This window comes from Saprospira grandis str. Lewin (genome assembly GCF_000250635.1).
GTDB lineage: Bacteria > Bacteroidota > Bacteroidia > Chitinophagales > Saprospiraceae > Saprospira > Saprospira grandis.
Map to the genome: position 1 here is coordinate 2942111 of NC_016940.1, position 15883 is coordinate 2957993.

A 15883-nucleotide genomic window follows, 5' to 3' on the forward strand; every position below is an offset into this window, starting at 1 on the left:
ACAGTCGTCGAACTGCGGACTAAAGTCCTTGTTGTCGCTGCGGCTTCGCCTTGCGGCGCTACGTTTACTCCCTTTGGTCGTCGAACTGGCGCCCCTTTGGGGCTGGTTGTTGGGGCTCGCAGATGTTTTGGGGCCTCCGCTGCGGCTTCGCCTTGCGGCGCTACGTTCCGCAGCTCGCTATTCGCTCGGCCCTGCGGCGCAAAGCGCCTTGGTCTGGCCTGACGGCCACTGCTGCACATCGCTAGGCCAGGGCCACTTCCTTTTTTGCGTTTAGGCGGTAGAAAAAAGAAAGATCTGTCACATTTCTTCTAAAAAGCTGTAACCTTTTTGCCCTTTCGGCCTTATAGGGGTAAGTTAGTTAGATGACCAAAGAAAAATACAGACATAAACGGCCCAATTCAAAGGCACAAAAACCAACTATATCAGGAAAGCTTTAGGGAGCTTTCCTTTTTTTATGCCTAGCTGCAAGGGGAGCGAATAGAAGGCTTGGCCGTTTTGCTCTACTTATGTATCTTTGCGCTTGGCCCTGCGGCAAAGAGCGGGGCCCAAAAGGGTGCTCCTTTTGATTTCATTGGAAGATTATAAAACATTTGCAGTTTGGCAACTCCAAGAACTGTAGCCTTTTATACCTTAGGTTGCAAACTTAACTACTCTGAAACGTCTAGCATTGGCCGTCTTTTTGAAGAGGCGGGCTATGGCGAAGTTCCCTTTAATGAGGGGGCGGATATTTATGTCATCAACACCTGTTCGGTGACTGATTTTGCCGATAAAAAGTGTCGGAAGGTGGTGCGTTCTGCTTTGCGCAAGGCGCCGCATGCCTTTGTGGTGGTCATTGGTTGTTATGCGCAGCTCAAGCCGCAGGAAATTGCCGATATTCCGGGGGTGGATTTGGTCCTTGGAGCCGCCCAAAAGTTTCGGATTCTCGATTATGTGAATGATTTGAGCAAGGCGCCAGAAAAAGGGATGGTTTATGCGGGAGAAGTGCAGGAAGCCAATGAATTTATAGATTCATTTTCTTTTGGCGACCGCACTCGTTCTTTTTTGAAGGTGCAAGATGGTTGTAATTATAAATGCTCATTTTGTACGATTCCGCAGGCTAGAGGAAAGAGCCGCAGCGATACAGTAGCGCAGGCGGTGGCCAATGCGCATAAAATTGCCGAGATGGGCATTAAGGAAATTGTGCTTACGGGGGTAAATTTAGGGGATTTTGGCAATGGCACCGAGGTCATTGAGGGGATGAAGCCTAAAAAAGAGGCCTTATTTATTGATTTGATCAAGGAATTGGACCAAGTAGAGGGCATTGATCGTTTTCGGATTTCTTCTATAGAGCCCAATCTTTTGACCGAAGAAATTATTGACTTTGTGGCCCAATCTAAGCGGTTTTTGCCACATTTTCATGTTCCCTTACAATCGGGAAACAACAAGCAGCTCAAGGCGATGCGTCGCCGTTACAAAAGAGAATTGTATGCGCAGCGAGTGGCTTGGATTCGGGAGAAAATGCCTCAGGCTTGTATTGGGGTAGATGTCATTGTGGGTTTTCCGGGAGAGACCGATGAAGACTTTAAGGAGACCTATGAATTTATTCGGAGTTTGCCTGTTTCTTATTTGCATGTTTTCACTTATTCGGAGCGGGCCAATACGCTAGCGGCGGAGATGGAGGGCAAAGTGCCGATGCATATTCGCAGAGAGCGCAATGAGATGCTTCGGATTTTGTCGGAGAAAAAGAAACTGGCCTTTTATCAGCAGCAATTGGGGCAGGAAGAGCTGGTCCTATTGGAGGCCAAGGAGCAAGCGGGAAAAATGTTTGGATTTACCCGCAACTACGTCAAAGTGGCCTTGCCTTATAAAGAAGAGTGGATCAACAGCTTGCAGCCGATTAAATTGAAGAAAGAGGAATACCTAGCCGATGAATTGGTGGTAGAGGCAGAACTGCTTCCCGCCTAATAAATATGGGTCCATATTGCTAAATGGCTAGTCGTAATTTACGGCTAGCCATTTTTTTGTGAAGGGCCAATTTTGGATGGGACAGGCCCGGAGGGCCGCAGGCTGAGGGATGGGCAGCAGGGCGGCGAAGCCGCAGACCGAGCAAAATGAGCGTAGCGAAATTTTGCGCAGGGCCGAGCGAATAGCGAGCTGCGAGACAGCCCGACCCGCCTGCAGGGCGGGGCAGCCCCAAATCAAAAAGAAAACAGCAGCAGAATAGCATAACTTTTGGGCCAGTTGGCTGGATGGAGAAAATAACTGGCCATCTTATTGCGCTTAAGAAGAGGCGAAGACATTTATTTTTACGTTTAGTGGATGAGGAAGAAGTAAATTATCAAATCGGTTGCAGGGCTTAGTTTCCTGCAGTTGTGAGTAAAAAAAAGTATGATGTATAAGTATATTTTAGTGTGTTTTTTGGTCTTGCCCTATTATTTGGGGGCACAGAGCGACAGCAGCCGATTGGCCTTGACGAGCGAATACAGCTTAGTTTCTGTAAAGGGGGGCGACAGTTTATTTTTGCGCAAGATGTACAATGCAGACACCTTAGTAGAGGAAGTGTATATACAGGGCGGGAAAATCATTGGGCAGTACAAAAGCTACTATAGTGATGGGAGTCGGAAGCGGATAGGGACCTATGACCGTTATGGGCGAGCGAGGGGGCAGTGGAAGAGTTGGCATTCGGGCGGAAACATGTCTAGTGAACTGCATTATAAAGATGGCGGCTTGAATGGGGCGGCCAAATTTTACTATCCCTCGGGGCGTTTGCGAGAAGAGGGGCGTTTTATGAGTCGCAAGACCCAGATGATTATATCGGGGAAGATTGTGGAGCAGCAGCTAGAGGCTCGGATAGGGAAGTGGAAGAGTTATCATCCGAATGGGAAGATCAAGAGCGAGGGGGACTATTGGTGGCCGGGCATCAAGGACCGTAGTTATGAAGACTATTGGGAAGAGCAGGGGAGCATGGAAAGCGGGGAATTTATACAGGCCTGGGAGGGCGACTTGCGTCATGGTGAGTGGAAATTTTATAATGAGTCGGGAGTTTTGGAAAAGGTAGAATACTACCATAAGGGGGAATTGACGGAGCGCAATGTGGGGGGAAATTGAGACTACTAAAATAATGTTAATGTAGTTGATAATTGTGACTTGGCTTGTTTTTTTCGCTCTCTAGTTTAAAGTTGCCCAAACCACTAAAAAAAAATACTATGAAAAACTTACTAAAAATGGCCCTATTGCTAGCTGTATCGATTGTAGGCCTATCTAGCTGCGAAAAAGAAGAGACTGCTAAAGGGACCGTATCGGTAGAAATGACGGATGCGCCCATTGATAATGCCAATGTATCGGCAGCTGTTGTGACAGTAGCTGATGTACAGATTGGGGGCCAATCGATAGAGGGCTTTCAGAAAACGACCATTGATTTGATGGCCTATCAGAATGGCTTGACGGCTGTTTTGGGGCAACTAGATGTAGAAGCTCGTGCCTACAATCAGATCACCTTAGTATTGGACCAGGCGGAAGATGCTTCGGGCAATGCGCCGGGTTGTTATGTACAGACCGTAGATGGAACAAAGCATGCTTTAGTGGCGGCTTCTAACCGCATTGATGTTTCGGGTTATATTGATGTAGCTGAAAATCAGACGACCACTTTGGTGGCTGACTTTGACCTACGCAAATCGATTGTGGCCAGTAGCAATGCCAATGACAACTATGACTTTGTGACGGCATCGGAATTGAACTCGGCGGTACGTTTTGTTCAAAAGGACCGTACAGCAGATATGGATGGGCAGCTATCTAACGACCCTTCTAATGGAGACCGATTGGTGGCCTATGCTTATGTAAAGGGCAGTTATGATCGGGCGACAGAAGTGCAGGGTAGTGGCGCCTCAGAAATTCAGTTTGCCAATGCTGTGAGTAGTTCGGTAGTGGATCAAAACGGCAACTTTCAGCTTTCTTTTTTGGAAGAGGGCGACTATGAGCTACATATTGCTTCTTATACAGAAGACAGCAATGGTAATTTAGAGTTGGCGGGAACTTTAGAGCTTTCTGCGGGTTTGGGCGTATTGCTGAACAACCTTGGGCTTTCTGCAGGGGCCGACCTCAGTTTGTCTCTAACGGCCACAGCCTTTGTTCCTTTATAAGCTAGAAGGCCGATAAACAAGAAGTTGAGCAGCAGTCTATGCGTATAGACTGCTGCTTTTTTATGGGCTTATGGCTGCTGACCTTATTGTTTTTAGAAGGGTTCATTGAATAAGGCAAAAAAAATAGTTAGCTTTAAGAACCTAAACAGAAAGCAATTGGCTTTACTGTCTTTTGTATTACAAATATCCCCCTCATGCGTGAGACCAAATTTATAGAAAAGAATAAGGATAAGTGGATAGAGTTTGAGGAAGTATTGGCTTCTAAGGACCAAGACCCTGAAAAGCTGAGTGAGCTATTTACGGAGTTGACCGATGACTTATCTTATTCTCGGACCTTTTACCCCAACCGTTCGGTGCGGGTATATCTCAACAATATATCGCAGGCTGTATTTGACAGCATCTATAAGAACCGGAAGAGTCGCTGGAAGCGATTTCTACAGTTTTGGTCCAAGGACCTGCCACAGCTCATTTATGAGTCTAGAGTTGATTTTCTATTGTCTTTTGCCATCTTTATTTTGGCGGTGGGCATTGGGGTATTTTCTTCTATTATGGATCCGGACTTCCCTAGAGTCATCTTGGGCGATGGTTATGTTGAGATGACCTATGAGAACATCCGTAAGGGCGAGCCGATGTCTGTCTATCAGGATGAGGATCAGACGGGCATGTTTATGCGGATTGCTTGGAACAACCTGCGGGTAGCTTTTGGGACCTTTATACTGGGATTACTTTTTGGTGTGGGGACCATCTACATTCTCATTCAGAATGGGATTATGGTGGGTGCTTTTCAGTTTTTATTTATTCGGGAGGGCATTTATTGGGACTCTATCCTGACCATTTGGCTGCATGGGGCCGTAGAAATTTCTTGTATTATCATTGCTGGAGCGGCGGGTCTACATTTGGGCCGGGCCTTATTATTTCCGGGTACTTACAGTCGCTTGCAATCCTTGCAATTGGCGGCTAGGCGGGCCTTAAGTATCTATATGGCCATTGTGCCTTTGATTATATTAGCGGCCTTTATTGAGGGCTATATCACCCGATATAGCGATGCCTCTTATGTGGTTCGGGCCATTTTGATTATTGCCTCTTTTGTATTTATGGGGGGCTACTTTGTTTGGTACCCTTGGCGGCTTGGTCGTCGACAGCAGACAGCGGAGGAAGATGAGCTAGAGTTGCCGGTGGCCAAGGAGGTTCCGATCAACCTCAAAATGATTAAGAATCAGGGCCAAGTATTTATGGATGCCTTCAAGCTATATCGTCAGCAACTGCTTCGTTTGGCTTTGGGCTCGGCGGCTATGGCCTTTGTTTATACGGCTGTGAGTATTAAGATGGAGTACTACTTTGAGTTTCATCAGGCTGGATTCCTATTCTCATTTTTTGAGGCATTGGCCTATACGGGCTACCATATTGCTCAATTTTTATTTCTAGAAGAATTGGGGCTGCGTTGGTTGCTCAATGTTGGGGCCATGTCGGTTATTTTGCACATTGCACTTTCTGGCGTTTCGGCTAAGGCCAATGGGCCAATGAGTTGGGCCAAACATGCCTTGCTATACCCCAATGCTTTATTAGCAAGTGCACTAATGAACTTCTTGTTTATTAGTTATGGCAATGAGGACTACTACATCATGATTTTCCTTTATCTGCTCTTTGTCATTCCCATTTTGGCCCATGGCTTAGCGGTTAGTTATAATGAGCAGAAGAACCTGATTGTGAGCATTCCGCTTTGGTTTAAGCATTTGGGCAAAAACTACCTCTCGATGATGGGGAATTATGTAGTGGGCGTACTGATGAGCTTTATTTTTCTTTTTCTCACAACAGCTCCCTTGGTCGATTTTTACTTTAACTCTTTTATGACGCTACTGCCTATCTCTGAGGAGGGGGCACAGCTCTACTATACCAGTTTTAATCTCTTTTTGCATGCCTTTTCGCTCTGCTTTATGTTCCCCTTGGTCTTTTTGGTGATGAGCATTGGCGAGCGAAGCTATAAGCAGACCGTGGCCGCAGAAGATTTATTTGATCATATTGGCCAATTGGGCCAGCAAAAGAAAAGTTATGGAATGGAAAGAGAGTAGCTGGCTGTATCGCCTATTGCTTTTGGGGGCTTTCTTTTGCCTAAGTCCCAATTTTGGACAAGCACAGGATCTAGACCGAGCCGATTGGGAGCGAATTTCTAAGCAATACGACTACAATAAAGAAAAGGTAAAAGAAGAAGCAGAAGAAGAGGAGCCTGAGGATGAGCTATATGCAGATAGGCCTGAGAAAAGCCCCTCTATGTCCGCCTCTACCAAAAATGTCTTAAAGTATAGTCTCTTTGCAGTAGTGATTGGTCTATTGGTCTTTATTGTCTTCCGCCTAGTGGGCGGTGGCCTTTTAGGCGCCAACCAAAAAATTAGTAAAGATGAGGCTTATCTCCTAGAAGAGATAGAAGATAACCTGGAAGAGGCCAATATTAAAACGCCTTTGGAGGATGCCGTACAGGCCGAAAACTATTCTTTGGCCCTCCGCCTCTACTATTTGAGCATTTTGCAGGCCTTGTTGCATGCCGGACATATTGTCTGGAAGAAGGAAAAAACAAATGGAGCCTATATCCGAGAGATTTGGTCGCATCCCGCCCGCCCTTTGCTCCAAAAAGTAACCCGAATTTATGAGTATTTCTGGTTCGCTAAGGGCGCAAAATTAGACCGAACAGAGTTTAGTCGCATCCGCCCCCTATTTGATGATATGCTGCAAAAGGCAAGCGCGCCTAAGGCTAAGCAACAAAAGACGAATGCCTAATGGAACAAAAGAAAAATTCGAGCCTGCTCTATATTGTTATTGCTGTCTTGCTGCTGGGCGTTCTAGCCTACTTCTTTGCCTCTTCTAGAGAAGTAAAGTACCAATGGTGGCCCAGTATGGAGCATGCCGAAGCAGAACCCTATGATTTTAAACTGCTAGAAGAACTCCTTAAAACAAGCGTGGATAGCTTTGAACGCTATGAAAATAAACGCATAGAAGAACAGCTGTCTACCGCCAATGCAGAAAATAGCCTTTATGTTTTTGTTGGCGCCGGAGAACCCTATTATTCTGCCCAAGATGCCGAAAAACTAAAAGCCTTTTTGGAAGCCGGAGGAAACGCCCTGATTGTGGCGATCGAACCCTCCGATAGCTTGTTTTATACCCTCTTTGAAAGCTATCATTGCTTTTATAGCCTGGCTACAGATTATCGCCACAGTAGCATGAGCAGCAAGCAAGTGCTAGCCGGCTTTTATGCCGATGAATATGACGAGGGCGAAAATGCAGAACTTTATCCCTTTGCCTATAAAACAGGCGTAAAGGATACCGGAGAGTATTATTGGACCTATATCCCCGACTATAATATCTGCTCGGGCGATGAACCCGCCGTTGTCGAAGCGGGCTTCTATCAATTAGAGGCTGGCATAAGCGATATGCGCTATCCCTACCTCTTTGCTATGGAAGTAGGAGAGGGGCGCCTCTATTGGCATAGCAACCCAATTATGCTGACCAATCTCTATCTCTCGCAAAAAACAAATGGAACTATAGGCTATAATTATCTTCAACGCCTATTAGAACCCTTTTCGGCCAAAAAAATTATCTGGGATTACGCAAGTACCACCCCCAGACCCTACGAATACCCCCGCAGCCCACAACGATATGACAAACCCCCAACCCCAATGGAGTATGTCTTCTCGCAAACCGCTCTGCGCTGGGCTTGGTTGCTGCTCGTAGCTGGCGCCTTTAGCTATGCCCTTTTTGGTGCCAAAAGAAGACAGCAACAAATTGAGGTCTTGCCCAAAAATCATAATACCTCTTTGGGATTTGTCAAAACAATTAGCCGACTCTATTTCCAACGACAAAGCCATGGACTGATTTTCGAGAAAATTATGCAAATCTTCCATAGCCACCTCAGAAAACGATATGGCCTAAATATTAAAGATTGGGATAATCTAGCTGCTCAACAAATCGCACAACGTAGCGAAGTGGACTATAAAATTATTGAAGAAATTCTAGAACGATATAATAGCCTTTCTTCTCAATTGGCAAAACCCAATGTGACGATGTCGCCAGAAACACTCAATAATTTTTATCTGCTGGTCCAAAAATTCTATGAAGCAGAAGAAGCCCGAAGAAAACAACCCTCGGCCTAAACCAAAAGATAATTGCCCATTTTACTCATCTCCTAAGTCCATAACTTAAGAACTAAATATGCAAGAATTTCCAGAACAAGAACAACCCGCTAAAGAGGAAGAACATAGCCCCAGCATGCAAAGCTGGGAACAAGACGATAGCCAAAGCCTGAAGATTCAAGAGGCTGTCCAAAAAGTAAAACAAGAGGTCCAAAAAGTAATTATCGGACAAGATGAAATGATTGATCTCATCCTCATCGCACTCTTCTCTGGTGGACATGTACTGCTAGAAGGGGTGCCCGGTATCGCCAAAACACTTACCGCCAAGCTCTTGGCCCAAAGTATGAAGGTGGACTTTAACCGGATTCAGTTTACTCCAGACCTCATGCCCTCGGATGTGACCGGTACGACGATTTTTAATATGAAATCTTCGGATTTTGTCTTTACCCAAGGACCCATTTTCTCCAATTTGGTCCTTATCGATGAAATTAACCGAGCCCCAGCCAAAACTCAAGCCTCGCTCTTTGAGGTGATGGAGGAAAAACAAATTTCTGTAGACGGAAAGACCTATAAGATGAATTTCCCCTTTATGGTCCTCGCTACCCAAAACCCTATCGAGCAAGAAGGGACCTATAAGCTGCCCGAGGCCCAATTGGACCGCTTCCTCTTCCGCATTCTCCTAGAATATCCCTCTCTGAAAGAAGAACAACAGATTCTCTATCGCTTTAAGGATGATTTTAGTAAACGTCAGGCCGAAGATGTAAAAGCCGTGCTCTCCGCTCAAGATATCAAAGAGTGCCAAGAGATTATCGAACAGGTCCATATCAAAACCGAATTACTCGATTATATCGCCGAATTGGTCCACCGTAGCCGCTCTCATGCCGACCTTTTCTTGGGCGCTTCGCCTCGGGCCTCTCTGGCCATTATGCAAACGGCCAAGGCCCTGGCCGCCATGAATGGCCGCGGATTTGTCACTCCCGATGATATCCAATATGTGGCTTATCCGGTCCTCAATCACCGAATTATCCTTACCCCCGAAAGAGAAATGGAGGGGATGCAGATTAGTGATGTTGTCGCCGATATTATCGCTAAGGTCGAGGTGCCTCGCTAATTTTTTTTGATGATAATAATAAAAATAATGGGGCCCTAGGCCCCATTTTTACTTTTTCGATATGCCTAGCTTTTCTTCTAATTTAGCCAAACGCTTCGGCTTTTGGCTCCTCCTTTTGCTGCCTAGCTATCTGCTTAGCCTTCAGCTAAAAACGATTTATCAAGGACAACAATTGCAGTTGCATGGCCAAAAGGTCAATGCAAAGGTGGTCAGCGTCCAAACTCATACTAGCTATGACGATGATGGGGATCAGTCGATCAGCTATAGCGCTACTTTTGAGTACAAAGACAAAAATGGCCGAATTTATAAACGCAAAGTCGAAAATATGCAGACCTATTATTATGAGGGCCAATCTGTCGAAATGGTTCATGAAAAAGGTCAACCCAGTTCAGCTGTCCCCAATACCTTCGAAATGATTTATCAAGATGCCGTTATGTTTAGCGTCATTATTTTGGGAACTACCTTTATGCTGGGCCTATTTTTGTACGTCGCTTTTCTCAGAACGTCTTAACCTTTATCAGTATTTATAATAGGGGCTGTCCCGCCCTTCGGGCGGGTCGCTATGCTGCGGGGCTCGCAGGTCTGCTCGGCCCTGCAGGCAGGCTGCGCCTGCCTTTGGTCTGCCCCTTCGGGGCACCCGCTCCGCAGCGCTCATCCGCTCCACTCTTTTGTCCCGGCCCAACAAAGATCTCCGGCCCGCTAATTCTTTTTATCCTTGGTGGTTTCAAAGTAACCCGTAGAGCGATTCTTGCGCACATTGTCCCAATTGAAGTACTCGCCATGCATGGCAATATAAACGCCAGGAGGCAAGGTTTGCACAAAGGCAATTGCACTGCCCAAATTGAAAAACCCATCGGAAGACATGCCAAAGGTGTAGGGAATCATGGCCCCCAATAAAACAATGGTTTTTCCCTCAATTTTTCCAGCCTTGGCAATGGCCGCCGCCGTAACTTCCATGGTATCGGTGCCATGGGTAATCAAAATTTGCTGCTCCTCGGTGCTCTGACAATGCTTAATGATGATGTCTCGGTCCAAATCCGTCATCTCTAAACTATCAACCATCATTAAGGTGCGCACCTTAATATCTAAGGTGGCCCGCCCCCGCTTGAAAATCTCCGAAAGGTGGGTGTCTTTAAAAAAGAGCTTGCCCGTAATCATATCGTACTCCTTGTCAAAGGTGCCTCCCGTTACTAGGGCCAAAATGCTTTTGTTCTTTTTCATGCTCGCTGTGGTTTAAAAAGTAAAGCTCCTTTTTTTGAATAAAAAGGAGCTTCGCAATGATAGCCATATCCCTGCATATTTAGAAAAGGCTAGGGCCGTTTTTTGCGTTTTGCAGGCCCGAAGGGCCGCAGGCTGAGGGATGGGCAGCAGTGGCGCAAAGCGCCAGACCAAAGCGCTGAAAGCGCTGCAGGGCCGAGCGAATAGCGAGCTGCGAGACAGCCCGACCCGCCCGCAGGGCGGGGCAGCCCCAAAAAATCCTAATTTCCCTCGCCTCCAGAAGACAAGAAAATAATGAGCCCAATAATGGCCACAACAATCAAAACCGTAATAATCACCTTGATGGTCGAAATGGGTTTTTCGCCATTAATGCGGCCCGTTTGCCCATTCACAGCAAACTGATAAGACTTGCCATTGTACTGATAACTGCAGAGCCAAACTGGCAAAATCAGATGCTTGAAGGTCTGCTCGAAAAAGTCGCTGTCTACACGCAAACTGCGCTGTTCATCGCCCCCCAACTCTCGGCGGGCCCGATTGCGGAGGTCCTCCATCATTTTCTGCTCGGCCTTTTGGTAGCCCTGCTGCACATCTACGCTGTAAATTTCAGACTCCCAACCGACCACCAATTCATTTTGGTAGTTGATGGTCTCCTCTAGGCGATAAGGAAAAATGCGCTCGATGATTTTTTCGGGCAAGCCCTTAGAGGCCACCACCAAAACATCGTCAAAGGGTTGGCGAAAACGGCCCGACTTTGATTCCCAGCGGGTTTTACGTACCCGTTTGGTCTTTTGCTCGCCATTTTCATAAACCGTTTGGTTTTCATAATAATGATAACCCGCCTGCCCCTGCCATTCGGTGTAGGTCTGGGCGTCAAAGGTCCAAAAAGGGACATAAATGCCATGCACATCGCCCAGTGCAGCCAGTTTTTTCAGCTTGTTGGGATGAAACCAGCCTTTTTTAATCCAATCCTTAAATTTCTCGCTGGCCTGACGTTTTGTGACCACAAAAGGCAAGATGCCCTGCGGCTGAATGAGGTTTTGCTCAAAAGCCTTTTCATTCACTTTTTCCGAGCCACAAAAATTACAACGCAGCGAAACCTCACTGCTATCGACCATGAGTTGGGCCCCACAGCCCCCACAATTCATGACCTTTTTGCCCAAATCTTTGGGCTTATATTGGTTTTGCTGGCTGGCCGCTCGGGCCAAAGATTGCTCCCGAACAAGGTCGTTGGCCTTGTCAAAATCTTTAGAAAAACCACAATGCCCACAGCTAATTAGCTGTTTTTCTGCCGAATAGCTCAACTGGTTGCCGCAGGTTGGGCAGGGCAACTTGAGGATGCTATTCCGAATGTCGTCGTTTTCTGCTAACATATCTCTGTTGTTTGGAGATTACTTAAAAGGGTCTACATAAGCAATATACTTATTTATAACGGAAAAGTAAACCCTAAAAAAGGAAAAAAGAAAACAGGTGATAAATATTGGTAGCTCATTTAAGAATCCTTATTTTGGCGCTTGTTTTAGCTCCAAAAACCGTGATCATGCAACCTCTAACCGAGCAGCTCTGGAAAAAACTTCGCTCCGCCAATCCCGAACAGGTGGAGATGGCCCTGTTGCGCGCCCGCGCCCAAGGCTTCAATCTAAAACCCTGGGAACAGGAATATGCCGAGCTTCGGCAGTATATTCCCCTGCCTTATTATGCCGAACAGCATGAGGCAGTGGCGGCTTGCTATGCGGTCCAAGAGCTAGATTTATCGGAACGAGAGCTGAGCAGCCTGCCGGCTGTCCTCGCTAATTTGCGTCATGTAGAAGTGCTGGACCTTCGGAATAATGAACTGACAGCCCTGCCTACTTGGCTCAATGCATGGAGCAATCTCAAGGAGGTTTATCTAGAAAATAATCAGATTTCAGCCCTCTCGGCCGATTTTCTGGCCCACAGCCGTTTGGAGTTACTGCAGCTTTCCAATAACCAGCTCAAGGCTTTGCCCGCGGCTATTTTGGGCCTGCCTAGCCTGCAGCGCCTAGACCTCAGCCACAATAATATTAGTAGTTTGCCCAATTTGGAGGAGGAGCAGCTGCCCAATCTGAGCTTTTTGGCCCTCAACGATAACCCTATTAGCCAAATTTGGGTCAATATTGGCCAACTCACTAAGCTGCAAACCCTACAGCTCCAAAATTGCTTGCTGCAGCAGTTGCCCGAAAGTATTTGCTCTCTTTTTGCCTTGCAAAATCTCTGGCTACAAAATAATCAGCTTCGCCATCTGCCCGCTCAAATTGGCCAGCTCCGTAGCCTAGAGCTTTTGCAGTTGGCCCAAAATGAACTGCAAGAGTTGCCCGATAGCCTAGACCGCCTAGCTAGCCTCAAACAACTCAACCTGAAAGAAAATGCCCTCCAACATCTGCCCAAGTTGGAAGGCCTGGCCTCTTTGGAGCTGCTCCATCTAGAACATAACCAACTCCAACACCTCCCTTCCGATTTTGCCCGCCTTGGCCGCCTGAAAATGGCCTATTTGCAAGGCAATGATTTGGACCGCCTGCCGCTCATTCTAGACGCTCTCCGCGCCCTAGAGGTTTTGCATATCGAGAGCAATCCTATCGAGCAATTGCCCGATAGCCTGGTCGATTTGCCCAATCTACAACGCTTGTTTGCCGCCCATACGCAGATCAAAAGCTTGCCCAGAAGACTCAGACAGAAGTTGGAGCAACTCGATATTGAAGGTACACCCCTAGCCAATGGAGAACCCCAAGAGGAAACCGAACAAGAGGCCTTCTCTCACCATCCTACGGCCCAAGAAAATGAAGAAGGGCCCAGCCATAGCCCCAAAGGTTGTATGCTGCCCGGATTAGGCATTGTCCTTCTCCTCATTATCGCCCTCATTTATGGCGTAACCTTGTTCTGATGCTCTTTGACAATATGAACAATATGACGAATCATCAAACGGCGAATGTCTTGCTCTAATTTGCGATTCGGCTCCTTCAAAATGTACTGAAATTTAAATATTACCGCATCCCGCTTGAGCTCTTCCACTTTCAGGATGAAGCTGTCTTCTTGTATCCATTCATGATAGTTCGCAATGGCCGTAATCAGGTCTTGCTCTAGGTTCGGTATGCGCCGAACATACTGCAAATCCATCTCAAACTCAATGCTGGTTTTCTTGATGTCTCGCTTGGTGTAATTGACAATCTCACTCAGAAAAACGGTATTGTTTGGGATGTAAATCAGATCGTCATCATCATTCAAAATAACTAGTTTTGACAAGCTCAAACTCATCACTTTGCCCTTCTGCTCCCCAATTTTTACCACATCGCCCAAGTCTACCTCATTCGAAAAGGCAATCATCATCCCACTAATAATGTTCGAGATGTAGTCCTTGCTCAAAATGGCCAAGGCGGCCGCAAAAATACTAATCGAGGTCAATAAACTACTCAAATTGATCCCAAATAGACTCAAAACGGTCATGAATAGGGCCAAGAGCATCACCAAATAGTAAATGTTGTGGCTGCCCGCAATAATGTTGTCTTTCTGCTCTGCCCCCAGCTTTTTCCGCCTCCGATAAATGTATTGCAAAAATTGCATCAGGCTACTAAAGCCCATAAAAAAGAAGTAGAAGCCCGCAAAGCTATTGAGGTAGCGCAAAAAAGGCGCTTTGACCAAATTTAACCATTCCGTTTCTACCAAAAACCAAAGGCCAATAAAGACTAACCAGCCGACTAGTTGTAATAAAATTTTCATTGTTCTTTTTTCTTGTTCTATCCTAATTTTTTGGGGCCTGCCGCCTTCGGCGGCCGGGCTGTGCACGGGCTCGCTCTTCGCTCGGCCCTTCGCCGCTTTCAGCGGCTCGGTCTGGCCTGACGGCCACCCGTTACCATCCCTAGGCCGCGTCGCTTCGCTCCTTTGCGGCGGCTGCGCCGCCTAAAAACAGCCCTTGGCCCACTTTAGTTCGCCAAAGGGAGCAGCCAGGGCCCAAATGGGGCCGCTTGGACCAAATTAACTTCGGGATCAATAATTCTTTGACTCGGCCGAGCGTTCAAACTGACAAAAGCATCTACATATACCGCCAGTTTTTGCCCTGCTTTGGCCTCTTGCTGGGCCAAAAATACAGCAAACTCCCGAATCGCCTCGGGCTGTACGCTCATCCGCTTTATCTGATAGGGCTTGAGGTATTTACTAGCAGATACCTCCCAACGATTCCCTTTTTGGTCCGCCAATTCAAAACGAACCTGCCCCTGATGCTCTACGAGCATTACCCGCCAACCATAACGATAATAACGCTGCGACCAAATAATATCCTTGGCCCCAAAGAAATGATGCCGCAAGGGGAGAATAAATTGCCAAGCAAAATAAAGCAGCAAAATGGGCCCAAACCAGCTTTTATAAGCCGTCTTTTCTCCCTTAAAATAAGGAAGGGGCAGCTTTTTCCAACTTTTAGGCGGAAAAAAAGCTAAGGTCATCCCAATCATCAAGGGCGGAAAAAGACCAATGTTAAACAGGTAGCCCGTGAGCCCATGAAAAATGAGCACTCCCAAATAAGCCCAAGGCCTCGTTCTACTCCAACTCAACCAAATGAAGATGCTCAGGTCGTAGCAGGCCGCCAAACGACCTCCCCAAACAGCTGTTTCGGCTAAGGCCAAAAATTGCCCAATCAAGGGCGTATCCTGGGCCTGTAGCAGCCAAATGCGCAAGGGCCGCCCAGCCCACCAATCTGTACTCAATTTGGCCCAACCCGCAAAAAAATAAACTAGCGCAATTTGTAAGCGCAAGCAAAAAAGCCAAAAGAAAGGATGCTGCTCTAGCCGTATCTTGGGCCGCCGATAGGCATCCCAACTGCTGTTGCGATGCGCCGGCGCAAAAAAGAAAAATAAGGCCAATAACTCAATCAAGTAGTAATGATTGATAAAGTTGCTAGCATCTAAACGATGTAAGTACCCAAAACAACAGGCAAATAAAAGCACCGAAAAACGATAGTAAGCCCCCAAACTGATCCCAATAGCCCCCAATAGCCCAAAAAGATAGATGTAGGGAATGGCCGCATCGCCTAAAGAGGGAAGGGTATAGCCCGACCAACTAAAGCGATAGGCCAAGTCCTGAAAACGCTCCGCCGCTTCTCCCTTCATCCAAGAGCTGATGAAGCCATAGGCGCCAATGCCGCCAAAAAGAATGCGCAAAAGCACTAAAGAACGAATATCAATGGCTTGTCCCAGGTAGTGTTGGACCTTTTTCATAGAACGCTAAAGCTTGTGGAGAATAAAGGGCAAAAGCCTGATTGAGCAGCAAACCCCAAAAAATAATAAGCCTCAAAAAAATCATTATCTTTAGCC

13 protein-coding genes are annotated in these 15883 nt (G+C 46.7%); 9 read left to right on the top strand and 4 right to left on the bottom strand.

Annotated features, from left to right (window positions below):
- Positions 1 to 597: 597 nt before the first annotated feature.
- The 8 genes from mtaB to SGRA_RS13045 all read left to right on the top strand — a co-directional run bounded on the left by mtaB (position 598) and on the right by SGRA_RS13045 (position 9861).
- Entirely contained in the window at positions 598 to 1944 is a 1347-nt protein-coding gene (mtaB, locus tag SGRA_RS13005) for a tRNA (N(6)-L-threonylcarbamoyladenosine(37)-C(2))-methylthiotransferase MtaB (protein WP_015693192.1), read from the top strand.
- A gap of 423 nt (positions 1945 to 2367) precedes the next feature.
- Positions 2368 to 3087, top strand: coding sequence for a toxin-antitoxin system YwqK family antitoxin (locus tag SGRA_RS13015; RefSeq protein ID WP_245538557.1), 720 nt, complete (start codon positions 2368 to 2370; stop codon positions 3085 to 3087).
- 98 nt (positions 3088 to 3185) lie between these two features.
- Entirely contained in the window at positions 3186 to 4118 is a 933-nt protein-coding gene (locus tag SGRA_RS13020) for a DUF4382 domain-containing protein (RefSeq protein WP_015693196.1), read from the top strand.
- Between the two features lie 194 nt (positions 4119 to 4312).
- The gene (locus tag SGRA_RS13025; protein ID WP_015693197.1) at positions 4313 to 6187 is read left to right on the top strand and encodes a stage II sporulation protein M; all 1875 of its coding nucleotides are present in this window, start codon (positions 4313 to 4315) and stop codon (positions 6185 to 6187) included.
- Positions 6168 to 6890, top strand: a complete 723-nt coding sequence (locus SGRA_RS13030) for a hypothetical protein (RefSeq protein WP_015693198.1) — start codon at positions 6168 to 6170, stop codon at positions 6888 to 6890. The genes SGRA_RS13025 and SGRA_RS13030 overlap by 20 nt, the downstream gene beginning before the upstream one ends.
- The gene (locus SGRA_RS13035) at positions 6890 to 8260 is read left to right on the top strand and encodes a DUF4350 domain-containing protein (RefSeq protein ID WP_015693199.1); all 1371 of its coding nucleotides are present in this window, start codon (positions 6890 to 6892) and stop codon (positions 8258 to 8260) included. Before SGRA_RS13030 ends, SGRA_RS13035 begins: the two co-directional genes overlap by 1 nt.
- A gap of 58 nt (positions 8261 to 8318) precedes the next feature.
- The gene (locus SGRA_RS13040; protein WP_015693200.1) at positions 8319 to 9350 is read left to right on the top strand and encodes an AAA family ATPase; all 1032 of its coding nucleotides are present in this window, start codon (positions 8319 to 8321) and stop codon (positions 9348 to 9350) included.
- Between the two features lie 61 nt (positions 9351 to 9411).
- The gene (locus tag SGRA_RS13045) at positions 9412 to 9861 is read left to right on the top strand and encodes a DUF3592 domain-containing protein (protein WP_015693201.1); all 450 of its coding nucleotides are present in this window, start codon (positions 9412 to 9414) and stop codon (positions 9859 to 9861) included.
- Positions 9862 to 10049: 188 nt separating this feature from the next.
- Here the strand turns inward: SGRA_RS13045 and SGRA_RS13050 are convergent, their stop codons facing one another.
- Together SGRA_RS13050 and SGRA_RS13055 are read right to left on the bottom strand one after the other, a co-directional pair.
- Positions 10050 to 10571: an asparaginase domain-containing protein gene (locus tag SGRA_RS13050; protein ID WP_015693203.1), complete on the bottom strand. Its 522-nt coding sequence runs from the start codon at positions 10569 to 10571 to the stop codon at positions 10050 to 10052.
- Between the two features lie 257 nt (positions 10572 to 10828).
- Positions 10829 to 11938, bottom strand: a complete 1110-nt coding sequence (locus SGRA_RS13055) for a TFIIB-type zinc ribbon-containing protein (protein WP_015693205.1) — start codon at positions 11936 to 11938, stop codon at positions 10829 to 10831.
- Positions 11939 to 12105: 167 nt separating this feature from the next.
- Here SGRA_RS13055 and SGRA_RS13060 point away from each other — a divergent pair, with 167 nt between their 5' ends.
- Positions 12106 to 13464: a leucine-rich repeat domain-containing protein gene (locus tag SGRA_RS13060; RefSeq protein ID WP_015693206.1), complete on the top strand. Its 1359-nt coding sequence runs from the start codon at positions 12106 to 12108 to the stop codon at positions 13462 to 13464.
- Here the strand turns inward: SGRA_RS13060 and SGRA_RS13065 are convergent.
- Both SGRA_RS13065 and SGRA_RS13070 read right to left on the bottom strand, forming a co-directional pair.
- Positions 13443 to 14297 (bottom strand): mechanosensitive ion channel family protein, encoded by an 855-nt coding sequence (locus SGRA_RS13065; protein ID WP_015693207.1) that lies wholly within the window; start codon positions 14295 to 14297, stop codon positions 13443 to 13445. The genes SGRA_RS13060 and SGRA_RS13065 overlap by 22 nt on opposite strands.
- A gap of 203 nt (positions 14298 to 14500) precedes the next feature.
- Positions 14501 to 15787, bottom strand: a complete 1287-nt coding sequence (locus tag SGRA_RS13070) for an HTTM domain-containing protein (RefSeq protein WP_015693208.1) — start codon at positions 15785 to 15787, stop codon at positions 14501 to 14503.
- Positions 15788 to 15883 lie beyond the last annotated feature (96 nt).

Excerpts from the sequence above, each read along its gene's own strand:
- SGRA_RS13015 (WP_245538557.1), top strand. The coding sequence starts at position 2,368 with ATGATGTATAAGTATATTTTAGTGTGTTTTTTGGTCTTGCCCTATTAT.
- SGRA_RS13020 (WP_015693196.1), top strand. The coding sequence starts at position 3,186 with ATGAAAAACTTACTAAAAATGGCCCTATTGCTAGCTGTATCGATTGTA.
- SGRA_RS13025 (WP_015693197.1), top strand. The coding sequence starts at position 4,313 with ATGCGTGAGACCAAATTTATAGAAAAGAATAAGGATAAGTGGATAGAG.
- SGRA_RS13030 (WP_015693198.1), top strand. The coding sequence starts at position 6,168 with ATGGAATGGAAAGAGAGTAGCTGGCTGTATCGCCTATTGCTTTTGGGG.
- SGRA_RS13035 (WP_015693199.1), top strand. The coding sequence starts at position 6,890 with ATGGAACAAAAGAAAAATTCGAGCCTGCTCTATATTGTTATTGCTGTC.
- SGRA_RS13040 (WP_015693200.1), top strand. The coding sequence starts at position 8,319 with ATGCAAGAATTTCCAGAACAAGAACAACCCGCTAAAGAGGAAGAACAT.
- SGRA_RS13045 (WP_015693201.1), top strand. The coding sequence starts at position 9,412 with ATGCCTAGCTTTTCTTCTAATTTAGCCAAACGCTTCGGCTTTTGGCTC.
- SGRA_RS13050 (WP_015693203.1), bottom strand. The coding sequence starts at position 10,571 with ATGAAAAAGAACAAAAGCATTTTGGCCCTAGTAACGGGAGGCACCTTT.
- SGRA_RS13055 (WP_015693205.1), bottom strand. The coding sequence starts at position 11,938 with ATGTTAGCAGAAAACGACGACATTCGGAATAGCATCCTCAAGTTGCCC.
- SGRA_RS13060 (WP_015693206.1), top strand. The coding sequence starts at position 12,106 with ATGCAACCTCTAACCGAGCAGCTCTGGAAAAAACTTCGCTCCGCCAAT.
- SGRA_RS13065 (WP_015693207.1), bottom strand. The coding sequence starts at position 14,297 with ATGAAAATTTTATTACAACTAGTCGGCTGGTTAGTCTTTATTGGCCTT.
- SGRA_RS13070 (WP_015693208.1), bottom strand. The coding sequence starts at position 15,787 with ATGAAAAAGGTCCAACACTACCTGGGACAAGCCATTGATATTCGTTCT.